Annotated in this window: 19 protein-coding genes; 17 read left to right on the top strand and 2 right to left on the bottom strand. The window is 40.9% G+C overall.

Translation table 11 applies throughout. The features are described from left to right. Window positions 1–86 precede the first annotated feature (86 nt). Window positions 87–272, top strand: a complete 186-nt coding sequence (locus tag BUE31_RS21660) for a hypothetical protein (protein ID WP_073405934.1) — start codon at window positions 87–89, stop codon at window positions 270–272. Between the two features lie 243 nt (window positions 273–515). On the opposite strand, the gene BUE31_RS21655 is transcribed toward BUE31_RS21660, so the two are convergent. After that, window positions 516–1,565, bottom strand: a complete 1,050-nt coding sequence (locus tag BUE31_RS21655; RefSeq protein ID WP_073405933.1) for a gliding motility lipoprotein GldB — start codon at window positions 1,563–1,565, stop codon at window positions 516–518. Between the two features lie 97 nt (window positions 1,566–1,662). Here BUE31_RS21655 and BUE31_RS21650 point away from each other — a divergent pair, with 97 nt between their 5' ends. The 16 genes from BUE31_RS21650 to BUE31_RS21575 all read left to right on the top strand — a co-directional run bounded on the left by BUE31_RS21650 (window position 1,663) and on the right by BUE31_RS21575 (window position 20,650). Beyond that, window positions 1,663–3,312 carry an NAD+ synthase gene (locus BUE31_RS21650; protein ID WP_073405932.1) on the top strand — a complete coding sequence of 550 codons (1,650 nt, stop codon included), beginning with the start codon at window positions 1,663–1,665 and terminating at the stop codon, window positions 3,310–3,312. A gap of 731 nt (window positions 3,313–4,043) precedes the next feature. Further along, entirely contained in the window at window positions 4,044–5,315 is a 1,272-nt protein-coding gene (locus tag BUE31_RS21645; RefSeq protein ID WP_073405931.1) for a c-type cytochrome, read from the top strand. Between the two features lie 38 nt (window positions 5,316–5,353). After that, window positions 5,354–8,404, top strand: a complete 3,051-nt coding sequence (locus tag BUE31_RS21640; RefSeq protein ID WP_073405930.1) for a TAT-variant-translocated molybdopterin oxidoreductase — start codon at window positions 5,354–5,356, stop codon at window positions 8,402–8,404. A gap of 25 nt (window positions 8,405–8,429) precedes the next feature. Then, window positions 8,430–9,902, top strand: coding sequence for an NrfD/PsrC family molybdoenzyme membrane anchor subunit (gene nrfD / locus BUE31_RS21635; protein WP_073405929.1), 1,473 nt, complete (start codon window positions 8,430–8,432; stop codon window positions 9,900–9,902). A 2-nt stretch (window positions 9,903–9,904) separates the two neighbouring features. Beyond that, complete coding sequence (locus tag BUE31_RS21630; protein ID WP_073405928.1) at window positions 9,905–10,441, top strand: DUF3341 domain-containing protein; 537 nt, start codon at window positions 9,905–9,907, stop codon at window positions 10,439–10,441. Next, entirely contained in the window at window positions 10,434–11,009 is a 576-nt protein-coding gene (locus BUE31_RS21625) for a c-type cytochrome (RefSeq protein ID WP_317042444.1), read from the top strand. The genes BUE31_RS21630 and BUE31_RS21625 overlap by 8 nt, the downstream gene beginning before the upstream one ends. A gap of 10 nt (window positions 11,010–11,019) precedes the next feature. After that, a complete protein-coding gene (locus tag BUE31_RS21620; RefSeq protein ID WP_073405926.1) occupies window positions 11,020–12,288 on the top strand; it encodes a quinol:cytochrome C oxidoreductase in 1,269 nt (422 codons plus the stop codon). Between the two features lie 48 nt (window positions 12,289–12,336). Continuing rightward, a complete protein-coding gene (locus BUE31_RS21615; protein WP_073405925.1) occupies window positions 12,337–13,524 on the top strand; it encodes a cytochrome c oxidase subunit II in 1,188 nt (395 codons plus the stop codon). 16 nt (window positions 13,525–13,540) lie between these two features. Beyond that, the gene (locus BUE31_RS21610) at window positions 13,541–15,427 is read left to right on the top strand and encodes a cytochrome c oxidase subunit I (protein WP_073405924.1); all 1,887 of its coding nucleotides are present in this window, start codon (window positions 13,541–13,543) and stop codon (window positions 15,425–15,427) included. A gap of 160 nt (window positions 15,428–15,587) precedes the next feature. Beyond that, complete coding sequence (locus tag BUE31_RS21605; RefSeq protein WP_073405923.1) at window positions 15,588–16,646, top strand: COX15/CtaA family protein; 1,059 nt, start codon at window positions 15,588–15,590, stop codon at window positions 16,644–16,646. Next, entirely contained in the window at window positions 16,643–17,506 is an 864-nt protein-coding gene (cyoE, locus tag BUE31_RS21600; RefSeq protein ID WP_073405922.1) for a heme o synthase, read from the top strand. The genes BUE31_RS21605 and cyoE overlap by 4 nt, the downstream gene beginning before the upstream one ends. Next, entirely contained in the window at window positions 17,503–18,087 is a 585-nt protein-coding gene (locus tag BUE31_RS21595; RefSeq protein ID WP_073405921.1) for a cytochrome c oxidase subunit 3, read from the top strand. Before cyoE ends, BUE31_RS21595 begins: the two co-directional genes overlap by 4 nt. Window positions 18,088–18,106: 19 nt before the next feature. After that, window positions 18,107–18,841 carry a cytochrome c oxidase subunit 3 gene (locus BUE31_RS21590; RefSeq protein WP_073405920.1) on the top strand — a complete coding sequence of 245 codons (735 nt, stop codon included), beginning with the start codon at window positions 18,107–18,109 and terminating at the stop codon, window positions 18,839–18,841. Between the two features lie 20 nt (window positions 18,842–18,861). Beyond that, window positions 18,862–19,215, top strand: coding sequence for a cytochrome C oxidase subunit IV family protein (locus BUE31_RS21585; RefSeq protein WP_073405919.1), 354 nt, complete (start codon window positions 18,862–18,864; stop codon window positions 19,213–19,215). Next, window positions 19,215–19,916 carry an SCO family protein gene (locus BUE31_RS21580; protein ID WP_073405918.1) on the top strand — a complete coding sequence of 234 codons (702 nt, stop codon included), beginning with the start codon at window positions 19,215–19,217 and terminating at the stop codon, window positions 19,914–19,916. The genes BUE31_RS21585 and BUE31_RS21580 overlap by 1 nt, the downstream gene beginning before the upstream one ends. A gap of 158 nt (window positions 19,917–20,074) precedes the next feature. Beyond that, the gene (locus tag BUE31_RS21575) at window positions 20,075–20,650 is read left to right on the top strand and encodes a DUF420 domain-containing protein (RefSeq protein ID WP_073405917.1); all 576 of its coding nucleotides are present in this window, start codon (window positions 20,075–20,077) and stop codon (window positions 20,648–20,650) included. Between the two features lie 110 nt (window positions 20,651–20,760). Here the strand turns inward: BUE31_RS21575 and BUE31_RS21570 are convergent, their stop codons facing one another. Then, window positions 20,761–21,954 carry an alpha/beta hydrolase-fold protein gene (locus BUE31_RS21570; protein ID WP_073405916.1) on the bottom strand — a complete coding sequence of 398 codons (1,194 nt, stop codon included), beginning with the start codon at window positions 21,952–21,954 and terminating at the stop codon, window positions 20,761–20,763. Window positions 21,955–21,988: the final 34 nt, after the last annotated feature.

Raw genomic sequence — 21,988 nt, 5'->3', positions numbered from 1 at the left:
CATATGGCCTTTAAATTAAAATTGTAAAATGCGTTTAAATTTTTAGTTAAACAATTATATTTGCGCCAAATTAAATACAAAACGAAATGAATTCAACAGAAAACGCTAACGCAGAAGGTCACTATAAATTAATGGTAGTTGCAATAGTGATAGGTATAGTAGGTGTTTACCTGCGTTTCGCTGATTTTCATTACTCTTCAATAATTTCAAACATCATACTGATCATTGGTGTTTTATTAGCATTGAAATCTGTATTCGCGATATTGAAGTAAGCTTTTCCATGCGTCATTGCTGAACGAAGCAACCTCTGAACTCGCAAATCAAGAAGGCAAAAGCCAAAGGGTGATCCTTTCAATAGCTTAAAACAATAGAGGTACTTTTGAATGAAACTTCATTGAATGTCCTCGCGAGGGATTGCTTCGCTATCCCTCGCAAGGACGACGTGGTAAGTTTTTGTTTGCGAAACCCTTACTGCTTACTGCCTACTCAAAACTGCTAACTTCTTCAACCTTCCACTACTTTCCCTTATACTTTGATTCGTTCAGGATCTTTTGTGGATCCGCATCAGCCATTAGCGCCGGCAGGGTAACTTCCGGATGTTTATCCATGTACTGTTTTACAATTTGCCAGCCTGTCCAAATAGCCAGCTTTGGTGCCGACTCATTCTTTTCGCCCAGGCCGGGAGTAAACGGAGCTTCATTAAAATATTTCTGAATTTTAGGATAATCGCTTTCATACAGCAAATTCTCATCTAAAAAATAAGCCCAGATCTTTGATTTAAAATCTTCACACCATTTTATTTGTATGCTGGTATAACCTATTTTAGTGCTATCCCCAACATCAGGCATAACCTGGTCCATAAAATACATGATCTTTCCGTTATAGATCATTTTTGAAAGCAGGGTTTTGCTGCTGTCACTCTCCGGGAACATATTTTCCCTAACAACCACTTCAACAACCCTTGGCGTTATATTTTCCTTATTAAAAAACCTTGATAAATAGTGAGGGTAAGCATTGGTAAGCGACGGGTAGAACCGGGAATCACTCCCTAAAAAAAGATCGAGCCCAATGCCGAGGTAACGGTTACCTATAATTTTTTGCGCCTCAAAACCCGAATAATAGGCGTATAATTTTGGCAGCTGCTGCTTTGGGAAATAGTATTTAATATGCCTGAAAGCGTCGGTTAGCTCTTCATTTTGTTTATCAAGGCCATCTTTATAATTATAAACAGAATCCACATCATGTTTAAGATCGTTATAAGCCTGGTTTGCGAAAACCTGCCTCAATAATTTAAAATAGGTTGTATCCTTTGTGTTTACGTCAGGGTCCTGTAAGATCAGGCCTATAAAATCATGGTAAAATACACCGTATTTTTTTTGCAAATAAGCAACTTGCGGGCCCATTGGCATTGTACGCATAGCGTCAAATTCTTTATCGAAGCGCTCGATCTTAACATCAACATGTATATTGCTAACATCAATTCGTTTGTGGTTTTTGCATGCGCTTACAGCTATAGCTACTAAAAAGAATAAATGAAATACCTTTTTGGGGTTTAAAACAGTCATTGTTTGTGCTTTGAGCAAAAATAATTTTTATTTGCATTTAAATATGCAATCAACGGAATTAAACCGTTTGTTATTTATCAACCAGAAAATTTTATAAATGAAGATCGCGTTAGCCCAGCTTAATTATCATATCGGAAACTTTGAATCAAATACTGCTAAAATTATTGAGCACATTCAAAAGGCCCGGACCAATGGCGCCGACCTGGTGGTATTTGCCGAGCTGTGCGTTTGCGGCTACCCATCCCGCGACTTTTTGGAGTTTGATGAGTTTATTGATCTGTGCGAAGCATCGGCACAAAAAATAGCAAAAGAATGTTACGGGATTGCCTGTATAATAGGTTTGCCCACGCCAAATAACCGGACAGAAGGGAAAGATTTAAATAATTCCGCTTATTTTATTGAAGAAGGTAAAGTGAAGGCTGTTGCCAATAAAGCCCTGCTGCCCAATTATGACATTTTTGATGAGTACCGTTATTTTGAGCCATCAACAGAGTTTAACTGCATTGAATTTAAAGGGCACCGCATAGCGTTAACTATTTGTGAAGACTTGTGGAACACCATCGAAAACCCGTTGTATGTAACCCGCCCAATGGATATTTTGATAGCGCAAAAGCCCGATGTGATGATAAATATTGCAGCCTCACCTTTTGCCTATAACCATGATGAGGAGCGGATAGCAATTTTGAGCGACAATGCCGAAAGGTATCAATTACCCCTGTTATACGTAAATCAGGTGGGTGCACAAACCGAGTTAATTTTTGACGGCGGATCATTGATTTTTGATAATACCGGTAAGCTCATTGACGAGTTGCCATACTTTGAAGAAAGCGTTGCCTATTATACTTTAGATAATAAAGGAGTTATAACCTTTGAACACCCTACAACACTTAAGGTTGAACGGCAGAGTGATATTGAGCAAATTCACAAAGGGATTATTTTAGGGATAAAAGATTACTTTTATAAATCGGGATTTAAGCAGGCCATATTGGGTTTATCCGGAGGAATAGATTCTGCAGTAGTTTGCGCATTGGCCGTCGAAGCATTGGGGCCGAAAAATGTTATGGCGGTATTATTACCTTCTCATTTTTCAAGCGATCATTCAATTAAAGATGCGGAGGATCTGGTGAGTAATCTGGGTTGTTTAAGTGAAACTATTGCTATTGGAAACATTACCGACGCTTTTGAATCAACCTTAAATCCGCAGTTCAAAAACCTGCCGTTTAATATTGCCGAAGAGAATATCCAGTCGCGCAGCAGGGCAGTATTGCTGATGGCTATGTGTAATAAGTTTGGCTATATTTTATTAAATACCTCTAATAAAAGTGAGGCGGCGGTTGGCTATGGTACTTTATATGGTGATATGTGCGGCGGTATTTCAGTTATTGGCGATGTTTATAAAACCCAGGTATTTGAATTGGCAAGACACATTAATCGGGATAAAGAGATCATCCCGGAAAATTCCATTATCAAGCCACCATCAGCCGAGTTAAGGCCAGATCAAAAAGATACCGACTCGCTGCCTGAATATGATATACTGGATAAGATAATTTTTGAGTACGTAGAAAACCGTTGCTCATCGGGCGAGATCATAAAAATGGGTTACGATGAAAACACCGTTCGCCGTGTTATTCGCCTGGTTAATCTTGCTGAGCATAAACGTTACCAAACCCCGCCAATATTAAGAGTATCGCCCAAAGCCTTTGGCATGGGCAGGAGGATGCCTATTGTAGGGAAGTATTTGTCGTAATAATTCAATCGCTGTGCTAAACACGGCAATATATTTTTTGGTAACTTATAGCCATTAAATTATACACGGGATATGATCCGTCGCTGCAGGTGAGGGTGAATGGAAGGGCAAAGTACTGGGGCGCTGAAAATCCTGACAAAAGCACGTATACCAATATTCCTGGTGGGCCGGCATTTGAAAATTTTGAGCTTCGGGAGAATTACCACGCTGGGCAGAAATTTTATTTTGGACTTTCACAAAAACCAGCAAAGGAATTGATTGAGGATTTTTAATTGTACTTTGGTCGCAAGAAATGAATTGATCGAGCCAACGGTTTAGACGTAACAGCTTCTTTATTGTTACGAAGTTAAGAGCTTCAGCCGTGTCTATCTACAAATTATGCTGCGCTAAAGCCCCGGCAGCGAATAAAAACGAAAGATGATCAACCCTCCAACCTTTTATCCCCTCAACATCTGCTAAAAAGATTTATCTTTTGCAAAACCTATGTAAACTTTTGAGTAGTAAGTTGTTAACCATTGTTGTAAAACAGACACTATAATTAGGGATTTTTAACGGTTTAAGACACAATAAAAACTTATTTAGAACAATTATAAATTAGATATTGGTGTCATTTATTTGTCACTCATACTGTAATAAATTTTACTTTTGTGACTGAAAATTTCGGGTTATACATACATTTCTTCGTGAATATCAATCATTAACAATAAAATTATTTAGTATAAATACGCTTTATGAGGAGTTTCTCATTGATTTTTAAACAATTCTCACGGTCGGTTTTACTGATTGCCTGTTTTGCCTTTTTGGGTCTGCAAGCCCATGCGCAGGGGGATGCCGCTAAGGGCGAGGCCCTGTTTAAGGCTAAATGTACATCGTGCCACAAGGTTGACCAGATCTTAACCGGTCCGGCTTTAGGCCCCCAGTTAACTGAAGAAACAGATGATAAATACCTTGTCAAATGGATCCAGAACAACCAGGCTTTAATTACGGCTAAAAACCCTAAGGCTCTTGCCATCTTCAATAAGTTTGAACAGAAAAGCATGACTGTTTTTCCGGAACTTAGTGATGCAGATGTAACCAACATTATTACTTATGTACGTAGTGACTGGAAAACTTTGCAGGCTGCACCAAAACCAGGGGCAGGAGCTCCAGGTCAGGCAGCTGCCGAAAGCGGCCCAAGTGATGTGGTTATCTATTCGCTATTAGGTGTAATTATCCTTGCCTTTATTATTATATTGGTATTAAACAGGGTAATTGCAACGCTTGAGCGTTTGTTACTAAAAAATAAAGACGGTATAGTTTTAGAAGAAGAGGAAGTTGAAGGCGAGCCTGTTGACCGTTTAGCCGGCTTAAAGAAGCTTGCGAAAAATAAGAAACTTGTTTTCTTTGTACTCATCTGCGGTACGCTTGCTTTAGGTAGCTGGACTTGGGTTACCATGTGGACCACTAACGTTCACCAGGGGTACCAGCCGGTGCAGCCAATTAAATTCCCACATGATCTGCATGCAGGTGCAATGAAAATTGATTGCCAGTATTGCCACTCAGGTGCATACAAATCAAAAAATGCTTCAATCCCGTCATTAAACGTATGTATGAACTGCCACAAGGTTGTTAAAACCGAGTCGCCTGAAATCCATAAGATCTATGATGCATTAGGATATGATCCTCAAACTCAGAAATACGACAGCACAAAAACAAAACCTATGCAATGGGTGCGGATTCATAACCTGCCAGACTTTGCTTATTTCAACCACTCGCAGCACGTTAAGGTTGCCGGCTTAAAATGCCAGACCTGCCATGGGCCGATCCAGGAAATGAAAGAGGTTTATCAATATTCGCCGCTTACCATGAAATGGTGTATCCAGTGCCACAAACGCACAGATGTTAACATGAAGGGTAACGCTTATTACGAGAACTTACAGCAGGTGCATGATTTGCTGAAAGACGGCAAAAAGGTTACCGCCGCATTAATGGGTGGTATCGAGTGCGGTAAGTGCCATTATTAATATTATTAAAACGTAGCATTACAGTTTATATAGCTTAAATGGATAGCAATAAAAAATACTGGAAAGGTTTAGAAGAGCTGAACAAAACCCCGGAATTTGTTGAATTAAATAAACACGAATTTGCGGAGCCTATTCCTATCGAAGAAGTTTTAACCGTTGGTGGTTTGGAAGGCAAATCTCCGCGACGCGATTTTTTGAAAGCGCTGGGCTTTGGCGTTGGTGCTGTAACCCTGGCTGCTTGTCAGAAAGTGCCGGTTCATAAATCAATACCTTATTTAATAAAACCCGAGGAAGTTACCCCGGGGATTCCTAACTACTATACTTCAACTTACGAAGGACAGGCTATTTTAGTTAAAACCCGCGAGGGCCGTCCGATCAAAATTGAAGGTCACCCGAATGACATTATAGCAAAGGGTGGTGCAAGCGCGCAGGCGCAGGCATCAGTGCTTGACCTATATGATGTTAACCGTTTGAAAAACCCTCTGAAAAATGGTGGTGACAGCGGATGGGCGCAGGTTGATGATTTTGTAGTTAGAGAACTGCTAAACATTAAAGCATCAGGTAAAAAGATCCGCATTGTATCGTCAACAGTTAGCAGCCCTTCAACTTTGGGTGTTATTGCTGATTTTATTAAGCAATTCCCTGCTGCAAAACATATCAATTACGATGCGGTATCATATACCGGTATTATCCAGGCAAATCAAAACAGTTTTGGTAAAGCAGTATTGCCGCACTACAACTTTGATAAAGCCGATATAATTGTAAGTTTTGGCGCTGATTTCCTGGGTACCTGGATTTCTCCAGAAGAGTTTACCAGGCAGTACGTTTCAAACAGGAACAACAAATCGCTCGAAAGTAAAAAAATGTCGCGCCATATCCAGTTTGAATCTGGTATGAGCCTTACTGGTTCAAATGCTGACGTAAGGATCCCTGTTAAACCGTCAGAAGAAGGTTTGGCGCTGGTTGCTTTATACAACGCAATATCAGGATCAACATTAGCAGGCACAAAAGCAATAGGTAATAAAGTTGCTGAAAATGCAATCACCATAGCAGCTAAAGAATTGGTTGCAGCTAAAGGTAAAGCGCTGGTTGTTGCTGGTTCGAATGATGTGGCTACACAGGTTTTGGTTAATGCTATCAACTCATTACTGGGCAGCTACGGAACTACAATTGATCTTGACAATCCATCATTACAATATGCAGGTAACGATGCTGAATTTGCCGAATTGGTAAGCGATATGAAAAGTGGCCAGGTTGACGCGGTATTCTTTTTGAATGCTAACCCGGCTTATGATTATTACAGCAGCAAAGATTTTACCGATGGATTGAAGAAAGTAGGCTTAAGAGTATCTTTCGCTTCAAATGCTGATGAAACTTCTGCACTTTGTAATATCGTGGCTCCAAATCATCATTACCTGGAATCGTGGGGTGATGACAATGCGCTATCAGGATATTATACTGTATTACAGCCAACTATTAACCCTGTTTATGACACCCGCCAGGCTGAGCAAAGCCTGATGAAATGGAGTGATATTCCTGCTAAGGATTACTATACTTACGTAAGGAACAACTGGGATAAAAACCTGTTAGCTAAAGGCGGATTATCAGGCCAGAGCGGATGGGAAACCCTTTTACAAACCGGCTTTGTTAAAGCAGCCCCTGTAACTGCAGGTTCTTACACATTCAGTAAAGACCTAAATGCAGTTGCACAAACTATAATAGACCACAGCAACCTGCTTGCAGGCGATAAAACAGAATTACAGCTTTATCAAACCGTAGCAATGCGCGATGGTAAACGCGCCAATAACCCGTGGTTGCAGGAATTACCCGATCCGGTTTCAAAAGTAACCTGGGATAACTTTGCAGCAATGTCTCCTTCTGATATGAAGAAGAAAGGTCTGCAGGATGGTGACGTTGTTAAAATAGATGCAAACGGCTATTCAATAGCATTGCCTGTATTATCACAGCCAGGCCAGGCACAGGGTACTATATCAGTTGCTGTTGGTTACGGCCGTACAGTTGTTGGTCCGGTTGGTATTAATGTTGGTAAAAACGCTTTCCCTTTCCACAGCTTACGCAACGGAACACTGCAAACAAGCGCTACTGCAACATTAACCGCAACAGGCGAAAATTCGCCACTGGCACAAACACAAACACACCACTCTATAGAAGGGCGTAACAGTATTATAAAAGAAGCATCATTCACTGAATACCTTAAAAACCCTGCAACGGGTACTGGTAAAGGTGAAGGACATAAAGAATATGATAAACCAGATCTTTTCTGGCAAAAATATGATCGCCCTGCTTATGATTGGGTTATGGCGATTGACCTTAACGCTTGTACAGGTTGCGGTGCCTGCGTGGTAGCTTGTAGCGCCGAGAACAACGTTCCGGTTGTAGGTAAAGATGAAGTAAGGAGACGCCGCGAAATGCACTGGATCCGTATTGACCGTTACTACAGCTTTAATGACAATGGTGATGGCGGTGTTACAAGAGAGCATGAAATTGCTAAGCTTGAAGACCTTGACCACGTAAAGGTTGTTTACCAGCCGATGCTTTGCCAGCACTGTGAGCATGCACCATGCGAAACTGTTTGCCCGGTATTAGCAACTGTTCACTCATCTGAAGGCTTAAACCACATGGCTTACAACCGTTGTGTGGGTACCCGTTACTGCGCTAACAACTGTCCGTACAAAGTGCGCCGTTTTAACTGGTTTAACTATTGGAACGATTCTCGTTTTGATAACTACCTGAATAACGAGCATACACAATTAGTCCTTAATCCTGATGTTACTACTCGTTTCCGTGGGGTTATGGAAAAATGCTCAATGTGTATCCAGCGCATCCAGGCAGGCAAGCTTAAAGCTAAAATTGAAAAACGCCCGCTTAAAGACGGTGATATTAAAATGGCTTGCCAGCAAACATGCTCGGCTAACGCTATCGTGTTTGGTAATGTTAACGATCCTGAATCTGAAGTTTCAAAAGCTTTAAGGAGCGAAAGAACTTACTACGTTTTAGAAGAACTAAACGTAAAACCAGGTGTTGGTTACCAAACAAAAATTAGAAACATATCTGAACAAGAGGCTTAATTAATTACAAGAGAGATTTTAAAATATGGCATCTCATAGTGAATCGATAATCAGGGAACCGTTAATTACGGGAAAAAACATCACGTACGCCCAAATTACAAATGATGTACTTCGCCCTGTTGAAAATATGCCCGGCAAAGCGTGGTGGATTGGTTTTTCCGTAGCGTCGTTAGGTGCATGCCTTTGGGTATTTGCCGTGAGTTATACATTTTGGTATGGTATAGGTTCATGGGGATTAAACAAAACAGTAGGCTGGGCCTGGGATATCACCGGTTTCGTGTGGTGGGTAGGTATTGGTCACGCCGGAACGCTTATCTCGGCAATCTTATTACTGTTCCGTCAAAACTGGCGTAACTCCATCAACAGGTCTGCCGAGGCGATGACGATCTTTGCGGTAATTTGCGCCGCCACATATGTAGTATCACACATGGGCCGCCCATGGTTGGCATACTGGCCTTTGCCGCTGCCAAATCAGTTCGGTTCAATATGGGTTAACTTTAACTCACCGCTGGTATGGGACGTATTTGCGATCTCAACTTACTTTTCCGTATCATTAGTATTCTGGTACACAGGTTTATTGCCTGACCTTGCAACCATCCGCGACCGTGCTACAGGCATCCGCAGAAAGATTTATTCTGTATTGTCTTTCGGCTGGACTGGTTCGGTAAAAACATGGCAGCGTTTTGAGACGGTATGTTTGATACTGGCAGGTATTTCAACCCCGCTGGTACTATCAGTACACACCATTGTATCAATGGACTTTGCTACCTCCCTTGAACCGGGATGGCACACCACTATATTCCCTCCATACTTCGTTGCGGGAGCTATCTTCTCAGGTTTTGCCATGGTGCAAACTCTGTTGCTGGTAACCCGTAAAGTATTAGGTTTAGAGAATTACATCACCATGTTCCACATTGAAGCGATGAATAAGATCATCCTTTTAACCGGATCAATTGTTGGTGTGGCTTACCTAACCGAGTTCTTTATCGCTTACTACTCAGGAGGCGAATATGAGCAATATACTTTCTTAAACAGGTTTATAGGGCCATACTGGTGGGCAGGTTGTATGATGTACGGTTGTAACGTACTGATGACCCAGCTGATGTGGTTTAAAAAGATCCGTACAAATATTCCAATTTCATGGGTATTGTCTATCGTGGTAAACATCGGGATGTGGTTTGAGCGTTTCGTAATTATCGTTATCTCCCTGCACCGTGATTTTGTACCATCAAGCTGGGCAATGTTTTATCCAACCTGGGTTGACGTAAGTGTGTTTGTTGGTTCAATCGGTTTATTCTTTACCATGTTCTTGTTATTCATCCGTGTATTGCCTTCAATTGCAATGGCCGAAGTGAAACTGATCTTGAAGAGCAGCAGCGAGCAGGCTAAGAAGAAATTGATAGATGGAGGTCATTTAGAGCCTGAACAGGTGGAGTATTATAAAGAATCATTAACATCGTTTGACAGCGTTGATATTACTGATTACCAAAAAAGATAAAAATGAGCAGCACGAAATATATTTTAGGCCTTTTTGCAGATCCCGATGAAATGATGAACGGGATTGATACACTACAGAAAAACAGCGTTCCTATTTACGATGTTTACACACCAATGCCTATCCACGGTATTGAAAGGAAGCTTGGTATAAAGGATTCTCGTTTAGGTTATGCAGCATTTATGTTTGGCTGCCTGGGTGGTACAACCATATTCAGCATGGCATATTACATGCTTGTACAGGATTGGCCTATGAACATTGGTGGTAAACCCGCCTTTGCCATCCCAGATTTTATTCCAATCACTTTTGAGTGGACTGTATTATTTACAGCATTTGGGATGACACTTACCTTCTTTTACGCGACCCACCTGTTTCCGGGCCGTACACCAAGGGTAATGGATTTAAGAGCTACCGATGACAGGTTTGTTATAGCCATTGACGCAAAGGGAAATATCCCGCACGAGGACATCACTAATTTATTAAAAGAAGCAGGCGCAGTAGAAGTTAAGCATAACGATAGAAAATATGTTAGCTATGAATAAAATTAAAATATTGGGCATAACGGTTATTACTATCGTTGCAACGATTATAGTTACATCTTGCAAGGATAAAAGAAGTACCGGATGGGAATACGCTCCCAATATGTATGAGCACATCGCATACGACCCCGACCAGAAAAATGACAACTTTAAGGATGGTAAAACTGCACAGGTTCCACCGGCAGGTACTACTCCATTAGGTTTTGTACGATTTGACTACCCGAACAATAAGGACGGATACGAAAAATCAGGACTTGAAGTAAAAAGCACATTGCCGCAAACGCAGGCAAACTATGCCGATGGCAAGATCTTGTTTGAGCATTTTTGCTCACCATGCCACGGCGTAAGCGGGCAGGGCGATGGTTTGGTGGTAGCGCACGGTTTCCCGGCTCCTCCATCATATTCAAAAGGACAATCATCACGCGGCGGCGCAATGAAAGATCTGACAGACGGTAAAATTTATCATACTATTACTTATGGTGTAAACGCAATGGGTTCATACGCTTCACAGCTTGAGCCTAAAGAACGCTGGAAAGTAATTATGTACGTTCACCATTTACAAACTTTATAAGCTATTATTAATGAACAATTCTCATAGTTTCGACGAGCAATTTGAATTTAAAGGCAGGGCCAGAACCTGGAGCCTGATCATGATCGTTATTGGTCTGGTTGGATTAATCTTTGGCTTTGCATCAGGCGCGGGTGAACGCACATTTGCAAACTTGCTGCTTAACGGTTATTACCTTTCATGCGTTTGCATTTGCGGTATTTTCTTTTGCGCTGTGCAGTATGTAGCACAGGCAGGCTGGTCAACAGCAGTGCTTCGTGTTCCGCAGGCATTTGCTAAAGTATTGCCTTACGCAGGTATTATATTACTTGCTATTATATGCGCTGGTTTATTTATTACACATACCGGCCCTAATGAGGAAGGTAAAATGACTTCAATTCCTTACCTGTATAAACTTTGGGCTCTTAAAGGCGTAACCATTAAAGGTAATGAAAATTATGATGCTATAATTACAGCAAAATCAGGTTACTTAAATATTCCTTTCTTCCTGATCCGTTTGGTTATTTATTTAGGAAGCTATAGCTGGTTAGGCCGCTTATTGGTAAAATACTCAAACAATGAGGATGAGCTTGGCGGTATGTTTAACTATAACAAAAGCTTTAAGGTATCGGTTATATTCCTTTTAATATTTGGGTTTACCGTTCCGTTATTTGCTTTTGACACCATCATGTCGTTAGAGGCACACTGGTTTTCAACCATGTTTGGCTGGTATAACTTTGCCGCCCTTTGGGTTGGTGGTTTATCAGTTATCACTTTAACACTGATCCTTTTACGTGAAGCCGGTTACATGCAATGGGTAACTGAAGACCATTTGCACAACTTAGGTCAGCTAATGTTTGGTTTCTCTGTATTCTGGACTTACCTGTGGTTTGCACAATTCCTGTTAACCTGGTATGCAAACATCCCTGAAGAGGCCGCTTATTTTTACAGAAGGTGGGAGCCGCAGTTTAAGCCATGGTTTTGGTTAAACATTATTGTGAACTTCCTTACACCGCTGTTAACCTTAATGTCACGCGATTCAAAACGTAAGGTTAGTGTGTTAAAAGTAGCTTGTATTATATTAATATGTGGCCACTGGCTTGATTACTGGCAAATGATTATGCCAGGTACCGTGGGCCCGCAATCAAGCTGGGCGGTAGAGATAGGCCCTATTGAAATATGTTTATTTGTAGGTTTCATAGGCTTGTTCATATTTATGGTATCAAGTGCGTTAAGCAAGTTTAAATCGCTGGTTCCTAAAAAACACCCGCTGCTTGAAGAGAGCCTTCACCATCATTTGTAATAATTGTTATTTTTGCACTAAATAAAAGAATACCAAACAACCATTAAAATGGGATTCAAACAACTAATAAATTCTAAAAAAACACTATCGCTTTTTGCAGCGTTCGTGCTGTTTGGCACAAACCAGTTAATGGCGCAGGCAACAGCGGCGGCTGATACCGCTACTGTTGATAAGAGCGCCATGTGGACAGGAGTTGGCTATTACGTATTACTATTTTTTGTAGCTTCACTTTGTGTTGCCATACTGGGTAAAATATTAAGGGTTTATGACCTTACCCAAAAAATGCAGGGTAAAAAAGGCTTGAACTGGAATGGCATTATGGGCGTTTGCTGTGCTTTATTCCTTATAACAGGAATGTACGGCGCTTACTGGTCATTAACTGTGCAGGGAAGCATGAAGCTACCTGAAGCAGCATCTGCTCATGGCGGCGATATCGACAGTATGTTTACTACTACTACTATACTTACGCTGATAGTATTTGTAATAACACAGATCTGCCTTTTTGGCTTCGCATTTGTTTACCGTGGTTCTGATAAACGTAAAGCTTACTTTTTACCGCACAATAACCTGATTGAAAAGATCTGGACAATTATTCCTGCAGCGGTTTTAACCATATTGGTTGTGTTTGGATTTTTTACCTGGCAAAGGGTTGAGGACAGCAGTCAGCAAAAAGGCGATTTAAATATCGATGTTACTGGTCATCAGTTTGCCTGGGAGCTTCGTTATCCGGGTGCCGATGGAAAACTTGGGTCGCTTAATTTCAGGTTAACCACAGCATTAAACAAATTAGGTGTTGATTTTAAAGACCGCAATAGTCTTGATGATATTTCGGCTGATACTTTAGTATTGCCTGTTCATCAGTCAATACGACTAAACATTCACGCACAGGATGTAATACATAGTGTTTATATGCCGCACTTCAGGTTGCAGCAAAACGCAGTACCAGGCTTGCCTACTTTCTTCAAATTTGTGCCAACTATTACCACGGCCGAAATGCGGAGAAAAACCGATAATCCTAATTTTGAATACCTGCTTTATTGCAACAAAATATGCGGAGGAGCCCATTACAACATGCAGAAAGTAGTGCGCGTTGTTACACAAGCTGAATACCAGGACTGGATAGCAAAACAAAAACCATATTTATCTGACCCGTTAAAGAAGGAATTGCATTTTGCTGATGCAAAACCAGCAGCGCAGGTAAATGCAGCATCAAACAGGTTAGCGTTAAACAATTAATATAAGAGTAACGATTATGTCAACATTAGCAGTTCACGATCACGGAGTTGTACATCACGAAGAAGGTCACGAACACCACCATAAAGCAACTTTTCTGAATACATACGTATTTAGCCAGGATCATAAATATATTGCCAAGCAGTTCCTTGTTACAGGGATCATTATGGCATTTATTGCAATGACCTTATCTATCTTATTCAGGATCCAGCTTGCTTACCCGGATAAATCATTCCCTATACTGGAAACATTATTAGGCCGTTTCGCCCCTAACGGAAGGATCAGCCCTGATTTTTATATGTCATTGGTTACTATACATGGTACCATCATGGTATTTTTTGTATTAACTGCCGGATTGAGCGGAACCTTTGCAAACTTATTGATCCCTCTTCAGGTTGGTGCACGTGATATGGCGTCTCCATTTGTTAATATGCTTTCTTATTGGTTCTTCTTTATTGCCAGTTTGATCATGTTATCATCTTTCCTTGTTCAAAAAGGACCTGCAAGCGGTGGCTGGACAATTTATCCGCCATTATCAGCATTGCCAAAATCTATGCCCGGTTCAGATATGGGTATGACCTTATGGCTGATCAGTATGGTATTATTCATTGCCTCACAGCTAATGGGCGGTATTAACTATATCAGTACTGTATTAAACATGCGTACTAAAGGTATGGATCTATGGAAGATGCCTTTAACTGTATGGGCTTTATTCCTTACTGCTGTATTGGGTGTATTATCATTCCCTGTACTGGTTGCCGGTGTGGTATTATTGATATTCGACCGCAGCTTTGGTACAAGCTTTTATCTTTCTGACATTGTATTGAACGGAAAGGTAATGCCTTTTGAAGGTGGTAGTCCGATATTGTTCCAGCACTTGTTCTGGTTCCTGGGCCACCCTGAGGTATATATCGTTATTATGCCTGCAATGGGTCTTTCATCCGAAGTATTGGCGGTAAACTCACGTAAGCCTATCTTTGGTTATCATGCAATGGTTTACTCTTTAATAGGTATTGCCGTATTATCATTTATAGTTTGGGGTCACCACATGTTTGTAACGGGTATGAATCCGTTCCTGGGCGGTGTGTTCATGATCACAACATTAATTATCGCGGTGCCGTCGGCGGTTAAAACCTTTAACTGGCTGGCTACATTGTGGCGTGGTAATATCCGCTTTACGCCGGCTATGCTTTTTGCTATCGGGATGGTTTCATTCTTTATCTCTGGTGGTTTAACCGGGATCTTCCTGGGTAACGCTGCGCTGGATATTAATTTGCATGATACTTATTTCGTTATTGCCCACTTCCACCTTGTAATGGGGTCGGCGGCTATATTCGGGATGCTTGCCGGTGTTTACCATTGGTTCCCTAAAATGTACCGTAGGATGATGGATGAGCGTTTAGGCTATCTGCACTTTTGGTTAACCTTTATTGGTGCTTACCTGGTGTTTTTCCCGATGCACTTTATGGGACTTGACGGTGTACCCCGTCGTTACTATGCGTTCACCGAGTTTGAATCAATGAAACGCTGGTTAACAGTAAACGTATTTATAACCTGGGCAGCTATTATGGCGGGTATTGCTCAGTTAGCTTTCGCATACAATTTTGTTCATTCTATTTTCTGGGGTAAGAAAACCGTTCAAAATCCATGGAATGCCAATACATTGGAGTGGACAGCGCCAATTGAGCATATTCACGGCAACTGGGATGGTGAAATACCAACCGTTTACCGCTGGCCGTATGATTACAGCAAGCCAGGTCACGATACAGATTTTATACCGCAAAACGTACCGTTTTCACAAACCATGAGCTCAAATCTGCCTCATGACTTTGAAGATAATCCAGGTGGTTTGGAAGAACATACCAAATGGACAAATGCACAAAAAGCTAACGAAGCGGTAAAATAATTTTATTACCGATCTGATCTTTTAGGGTATCTGTACCGGAAATATTTCCACAACAGGTACCCTAAATTTTTAAAATACACTGACAACACCTGGAGCAGGCATGTTGTGGAGGCTACTATCAGCTTTCTGCTTTGTGCTATTGGCTTTCAGCTTAAAATAAATGAGGACATCCACGTCGAAAATCCGGTTCCAAAAAATCAACCTCGCTACTATAATTCTGCTATTTATACTGATACTTGCCGGCGGAGTTGTACGTAGTACTGGTTCAGGAATGGGATGCCCCGATTGGCCTAAGTGCTTTGGAAGGTATATACCGCCAACAAGCAGCTCGGAATTACCAAAAGATTATAAGCAGAAGTATGTCGCCGGCCGTTTAGCTAAAAATCAACGTTTTGCTAAAACATTGGATGTGTTTGGCTACAGCGATTTGGCAAAACGCATCCGCCAGGACAGATCAATATTGGTTCCCGAAGAATTTAACGTGGCTAAAACCTGGACGGAATATATCAACCGGCTTTTGGGTGCTGTTTCAGGGATCTTTTTATTGTTAACTGCGATTTTAGCGTTTAGTTATCGCAGCGAAAATAAACTGATACCTGTATTAAGTGTTCTGAATGTGATACTGGTAGGTTTCCAGGGATGGCTGGGCTCGATAGTTGTATCAACAAACCTGGTTGCATGGATAGTTACAGTACATATGCTGCTTGCATTGGCCATATTGGCTTTAAGTATAATTACTTACCATTTGGCGCGGGTTTATGGCAGGCCAAAGCTTAGTGTTAACCCGGTAACGCATATTGCAACGTTGCTGGCTTTAGTAATAAGCATTGTACAAATTGCTTTTGGCAGTGAGGTTAGAGAAAAAATTGACGCAGTTGCCGGCCATTTACAGGGCGGTTATCGCGATGACTGGATAAGCAACGCCGGCGTTATTTTTACACAGCACAGGGATGTAGCTATATTGGTATTGGTAGCTAACATTGTATTGTATGCTTTAATGCGTCGTACATTTAACCGTCATTCCATACAGCAACAAATAATGAGTTTTGTATTTTTGATGATAATGCTGCAAATTGTTACCGGGATTTTATTATCCTATTGGGCATTACCGCCAGTTGCACAAGCGGCGCACGTATTGCTGGCAACATTGGTTTTCAGCGCACAATTTTACCTGATGTTAAATTTATATCAGTCGGTTAAAGGAGGGGTTCAACAATGATCTGGAGTGATTTTTCAAAGCTGATAAAACTAAGGCTCACCTTTTTGGTGGTGTTTTCGGCTTCCATATCATTTTTAATAGGGAGTAAAGTTAATGGTGAAATTGTATGGAGCAACTGGCTGATGCTTATTGCCGGTGGCTTTTTGGTAACTGCTGCCGCCAACTGCTTTAACGAAATAATAGAGAAAGACCTCGATAAGCTGATGAAACGCACCATGGACAGGCCCATACCTGCCGGACGTATGACCACCGGACAGGGTTTGGTAATGGGTTTATTTATGGGTATTGCCGGCACCATTTTGCTTGGCAAGCTTAATTTAACGGCTGGTTATCTTTCGGTATTTTCAGTGATCCTGTATGCATTTGTATATACACCTTTAAAGCGTAAATCGCCAATCGCAGTGTTTGTGGGTGCTATCCCAGGCGCTTTACCGCCGCTTATTGGTTATGTGGCCGCACACCCTCAAATTGATACGATAGCTTTAATATTGTTCGGGATCCAGTTTGTATGGCAGTTTCCGCATTTTTGGGCCATAGCCTGGGTGCTTGATGATGATTATAAACTTGCGGGCTTTAGATTACTGCCGTCGGGACAAAGAAATTTAACCAGTGCATTATTTACCTTTGCATCTACAGCAATATTAATACCGGTTAGTTTATTACCGACTTATTATGGGTATGGCGGTTATTATGTAGGCGGGGTTTCATTGGTATGCAGCTGGTTGTTTTTTTATCTGGCTCTAATGCTTTTACGCACCCGTCAGATAAAAGAAGCGAAATATTTGATGTATGGGTCGTTTTTTTATCTACCAATAGTGCAGTTAATGTTTTTATTTGATTTTATAGGAAAGGTGAAATGATGGCTCAGATACAACGACAAGAAGAAAAATTAAACCTGGGAGCCAAAAAGTTTACCATGTGGATTTTTATATTCACTTCGTTTATGTTTTTTGCGGCTTTATCCAGTGGCTTTATAGTTTACAGCGGAGGAAAGGGACATGGACTTAATGTACAAATACCACAGCCGTTTTTATACAGTACCCTAGTTATAATTATAAGCAGTATAACCCTGTTTATGGCTTCAAAGGCGGCAAAAGGATTGCAAATTGCCAGGCAGCAACTTTTTTTATGGGTTACATTTTTTTTAGGCATTGCTTTTTTCGCAGTGCAGGTTTATGCCTGTTATGTATTGACCTATAAAATGGGTATATACTTTACAGATCCAAATGCATCACGCACGTTTCTTTATGTGTTTTGCGGGATGCATTTGCTACACATTATTGCCGGCTTATTGGTATTACTTAATACTGTATTAGCCACTTATAGAAACATACCGCAGGTAAAGAATATATTTAAGATGGAAATGGCGTCTATTTTTTGGCATTTTCTCGATATTATGTGGATTTATCTGTATGTTTTTTTACTTTTGAACCAAAATTAAAACAATTATCCAAGTACAAATGAGTACAGCAGTAACACAACAAGTTGATGAGGTAAAATCAACACCATGGTCTGGAGGCAAATCGCCTTTTGACGTAGAGTATGGTAAAATGATGATGTGGTTTTTCCTCCTTTCGGATGCGTTTACCTTTTCGTCATTACTGATCTCTTATGGAGCATTACGTTTTAGCGCCCCAACCTGGCCGTCGCCTTCTTTAGTATTTCAATCAGTTCCCGGAACATCGATTGAACATGGCGCTCCCCTGGTTTTTGTGGGTTTAATGACCTTTATCCTCATCATGAGCTCTGTTACTATGGTACTGGCTGTTGAGGCCGGGCACCGCAACGCAAAAAAAGAAGTTGTGTGGTGGATGATAGGTACTATTATTGGTGGCCTTATGTTCTTAAGCTGCCAGGCATTGGAGTGGAATCACCTGCATAGCGAAGGTTTTTGGTGGTCAGCTATACCGAACGCAGAGACCCTAAAGGAATTTTGGCAACATGGGGCTAACGTTACGCTGGCTCAGCAGCAAATGTCATCGCACCAGTTTGCAAACTTATTCTTTACCATAACAGGCTTCCACGGCTTCCACGTATTTTCAGGTGTTGTCATTAACATTATAATAACCGTTAATGTGTTGTTAGGCACCTATCAAAAACGCGGCAGCTATTTAATGATCGAAAAGGTTGGCCTTTACTGGCACTTTGTAGATTTGGTGTGGGTGTTTGTATTTACGTTTTTTTACTTAGTTTGATAATTTAACCCTATTTATATATGTCATCAGAAACTACACATATCCATGCAGATGGTGCCGCGCACGAAGAGCATGATACAATGACCAGGGGTAGAATATGGAAAGTGTTTTTCATATTATTAGGTATAACCTGTATTGAGTTTATTATAGCACTTTGGCTGGCTCCTACTTACCATTGGCCATCGCACTGGATAAACCCTATTTATATTGTTTTAACTTTATTTAAGGCATTTTATATAGTTGCATACTTTATGCACTTAAAGTTTGAAAAAGTAGGCCTTGCCCTGGCTATTATAGTCCCGATTCTTTTTATAATCGGTTTAATATTGGTACTTACAAACGAGAGCCACTATTGGATTGACCTAAGGCTGTAATGAAGAAAGCCGGCATACTGAAAAAGATCACGATCCTGGTACTCGTTTTAGTAGTACCAGGATTTTTATATTATTTACTAACCGCTCACGGTAAAAACAGGTATAAACCGCTCGCCGTTTTTGGCCCTAAACAGGTAGCCAAAACCACGCATAAGGTTAACGGAAAAGATGTTCAGGATACCATCTACCATACCATTCCCGATTTCAATTTAACCGATCAGAATGGGAAAGCAGTATCGCTTAAAACCCTTGACAACAAAATACTGGTAGTAAACTTTTTTTATACAGGCTGCCCTTCGGTTTGCGGGTTGATGAACAGGAATGTTAATGCTATCGATTCCTTTTATACCAGGAATAAGATGGTGTATTTTTTATCCATAACAGTTGATCCGAAGCATGATAATGTTGCGGCTTTAAAAAAATATGCTGCGGGCTTTAAAGACCTTTCTTCAAAAAGATTGTTTTTAACCGGCGATACAAGCACTATATATAACATGGCCCGCAAAGGCCTTTTAGTAAACGCTTTGCAAACAGGCTCTAATGATTTTGTTTACAGCGATCAGGTGATATTAATTGACCGCGACAGACGCATCAGGGGGTACTATACAGGCGCATCAACATTAGAAGCTGAACGACTGAATGACGAAATTAAAGTATTGATATCTGACGAGCTGCGAAAGAACGATACGCCTTTGTATTAGAAGGAAGATAGAAGCAGGAGCCAAGATGTCAAGAGTCAAGAAATAAGATAAATAAATAAAATCAGGCAATAAATTGGATCAGGAGATAACCAGGGTACTATGGATGACATTAACTGCTATCTTGCCTCTCGACTTCCTGATTCTTGAATCTCAAAAACATGACAGATAAATTTATATTCCGTTTTGTAGCAGCAGTATCCATATTTGTGTTTGCTGTAGTGGTGATCCTTAACAGGAAAATTTTGCCTGTGCCTGATGTTACACCTTCATTTACGCTTTATCTGCCAAAGCTTAATGCTATACTTAATGGTACATGCAGTTTGCTGTTGTTACTCTCCTTATATTTTATCAGGCAGCGCAATATTATAATGCACAAACGGATAAATATATTAGCCTTTTGCCTGTCGTCGCTTTTCCTGGTATCGTACATTACGTTCCATTACCTGATGAAAAAAGAAACAGTATTTGGTGACCTGGATGGTGATGGCGTATTGTCAGACGTTGAAAGAAATGCGGTTGGCGGACTTCGAACGGTTTACCTAACCATATTGATCTCGCACATCATACTGGCAGCAGGCGTTTTACCACTTATCTTGTTAAGCTTTTACCGCGGCTTGCAAATGCAGGTTGAAAAACATAAAAAACTGGTTAGATGGACATTCCCTATCTGGCTTTATGTAACAATAACAGGTGTTATTGTTTATGTAATGGTATCGCCTTATTATCACTTTTAGGTTGTTTCATGAACAAAGACTTAAGAAGTTTAATTCGAGTTTGTTTGTTTTTTAACGGCCTCATTGAAGGCGTTGCCGTTTTAAAACTTCGTAAGTCTGATATTTCCACTTCACTTCTTCGCCTTTAATTCTTCCAGCTTCCTTCTCGTATCCACAGTTTCCTGCAAGCTCAATGACCTGCCGTAAGCTTCAATTGCTTTTTGTTTATCCCCGGTTCCGGCATAAAAATCACCAAGACTGTCAAATGCATTAGCGCTTTGCGGGTGATTATCGACGTTTCTTTTAAAAAGCGAAAAGGCTTCTTTGGGTTTATTAAGCTCCCAGCAATGGTAAGCCAGGCTGTTTACCAATGATTCCGGCGGGAGTTCAGTATAACCAAAATTATCCGAAAGCATTTTAAAATGAGCGGCAAGTACGGAATCTACATTCAATTTAGGGTGCTCGTCAAATTGACTGCTCCTGAAGGGGTAATAGTTAAACAGGTAACGCAATGCATCGTACTCGGCGTTAAGCTCAACGGTGCCGTGGCGCTCATTAGGATAAAACTTGTAGCCCCATCGCAGGCTTTTGGGTTTGGCATCTTTTAAAGCTTTAACAAATGGTAATACCGAGCGGGTTACCTGCGTATTGCTGTTAAGCGTATCCTTCATTACGCTAATGGTATCAACACCAGGCGGCATGTTGTTGGCAATGGCTACGAACAACGATTTTTTAGAGAGATCAATTGATGCTAATTGTTGCTGTGCCTGTTTCAATAACTTTTTACTATCCCACCATAGGCTTGGTTCAATGGCTATATAGGCATTAAACATTTTGGTATGGTTAAGTAAAATATTTACAACTGTTAAGCCGCCTAATGAGTGCCCGCTTAAAACCCGGTATGGCGCCGTTGGATAATGTGCATCAACATACGGGAATAATTCATCTGCAATAAATCGGGTAAAGTTTTCACCGCCGCCTGATAAATTATCCTGTCCGTTGTTTGTTTTTACGTGAGTTGGTGTAAGATCCCTGTCGCGGACAGTATTGGCGATCCCTACAATTATCATATCCGGGATTACACCTGCCATTTGCTTTACAATACCAACGGCCGAGTAAAAATGATCCTCCCCATCAAGCAAATACAAAACCGGGTAGCGCTCGTCTTTATTACCCTGCGGCACATGGATCATCAGCGTCCGCTTTTCATTCAGGATCTTTGAATAAACTGTATCAATAGTGCCTATTACTATCCGGTTATCTCTTTTTTGGGAGAATGCAGATACACAAATGATAGAAAATATAAGGGTTATAAATACTTTCATAAAAAAACCTTTAAATCACTAATTCACCGACTCA

It is taken from the genome of Mucilaginibacter sp. OK098 (genome assembly GCF_900142915.1).
Lineage (GTDB): Bacteria > Bacteroidota > Bacteroidia > Sphingobacteriales > Sphingobacteriaceae > Mucilaginibacter.
The sequence above is the reverse complement of the archived record's forward strand: the minus strand, read 5'-3'. Positions and strand labels throughout refer to the sequence as shown.

What these genes read in the sequence shown, in the direction of transcription:
- BUE31_RS21655 (WP_073405933.1), bottom strand. Translation starts at nt 1,565, where the DNA reads ATGACTGTTTTAAACCCCAAAAAGGTATTTCATTTATTCTTTTTAGTA.
- BUE31_RS21590 (WP_073405920.1), top strand. Translation starts at nt 18,107, where the DNA reads ATGAGTACAGCAGTAACACAACAAGTTGATGAGGTAAAATCAACACCA.
- BUE31_RS21570 (WP_073405916.1), bottom strand. Translation starts at nt 21,954, where the DNA reads ATGAAAGTATTTATAACCCTTATATTTTCTATCATTTGTGTATCTGCA.
- BUE31_RS21630 (WP_073405928.1), top strand. Translation starts at nt 9,905, where the DNA reads ATGAGCAGCACGAAATATATTTTAGGCCTTTTTGCAGATCCCGATGAA.
- cyoE (WP_073405922.1), top strand. Translation starts at nt 16,643, where the DNA reads ATGATCTGGAGTGATTTTTCAAAGCTGATAAAACTAAGGCTCACCTTT.
- nrfD (WP_073405929.1), top strand. Translation starts at nt 8,430, where the DNA reads ATGGCATCTCATAGTGAATCGATAATCAGGGAACCGTTAATTACGGGA.
- BUE31_RS21580 (WP_073405918.1), top strand. Translation starts at nt 19,215, where the DNA reads ATGAAGAAAGCCGGCATACTGAAAAAGATCACGATCCTGGTACTCGTT.
- BUE31_RS21605 (WP_073405923.1), top strand. Translation starts at nt 15,588, where the DNA reads ATGAGGACATCCACGTCGAAAATCCGGTTCCAAAAAATCAACCTCGCT.
- BUE31_RS21625 (WP_317042444.1), top strand. Translation starts at nt 10,434, where the DNA reads ATGAATAAAATTAAAATATTGGGCATAACGGTTATTACTATCGTTGCA.
- BUE31_RS21620 (WP_073405926.1), top strand. Translation starts at nt 11,020, where the DNA reads ATGAACAATTCTCATAGTTTCGACGAGCAATTTGAATTTAAAGGCAGG.
- BUE31_RS21650 (WP_073405932.1), top strand. Translation starts at nt 1,663, where the DNA reads ATGAAGATCGCGTTAGCCCAGCTTAATTATCATATCGGAAACTTTGAA.
- BUE31_RS21645 (WP_073405931.1), top strand. Translation starts at nt 4,044, where the DNA reads ATGAGGAGTTTCTCATTGATTTTTAAACAATTCTCACGGTCGGTTTTA.
- BUE31_RS21615 (WP_073405925.1), top strand. Translation starts at nt 12,337, where the DNA reads ATGGGATTCAAACAACTAATAAATTCTAAAAAAACACTATCGCTTTTT.
- BUE31_RS21585 (WP_073405919.1), top strand. Translation starts at nt 18,862, where the DNA reads ATGTCATCAGAAACTACACATATCCATGCAGATGGTGCCGCGCACGAA.
- BUE31_RS21640 (WP_073405930.1), top strand. Translation starts at nt 5,354, where the DNA reads ATGGATAGCAATAAAAAATACTGGAAAGGTTTAGAAGAGCTGAACAAA.
- BUE31_RS21575 (WP_073405917.1), top strand. Translation starts at nt 20,075, where the DNA reads ATGACAGATAAATTTATATTCCGTTTTGTAGCAGCAGTATCCATATTT.
- BUE31_RS21610 (WP_073405924.1), top strand. Translation starts at nt 13,541, where the DNA reads ATGTCAACATTAGCAGTTCACGATCACGGAGTTGTACATCACGAAGAA.
- BUE31_RS21660 (WP_073405934.1), top strand. Translation starts at nt 87, where the DNA reads ATGAATTCAACAGAAAACGCTAACGCAGAAGGTCACTATAAATTAATG.
- BUE31_RS21595 (WP_073405921.1), top strand. Translation starts at nt 17,503, where the DNA reads ATGATGGCTCAGATACAACGACAAGAAGAAAAATTAAACCTGGGAGCC.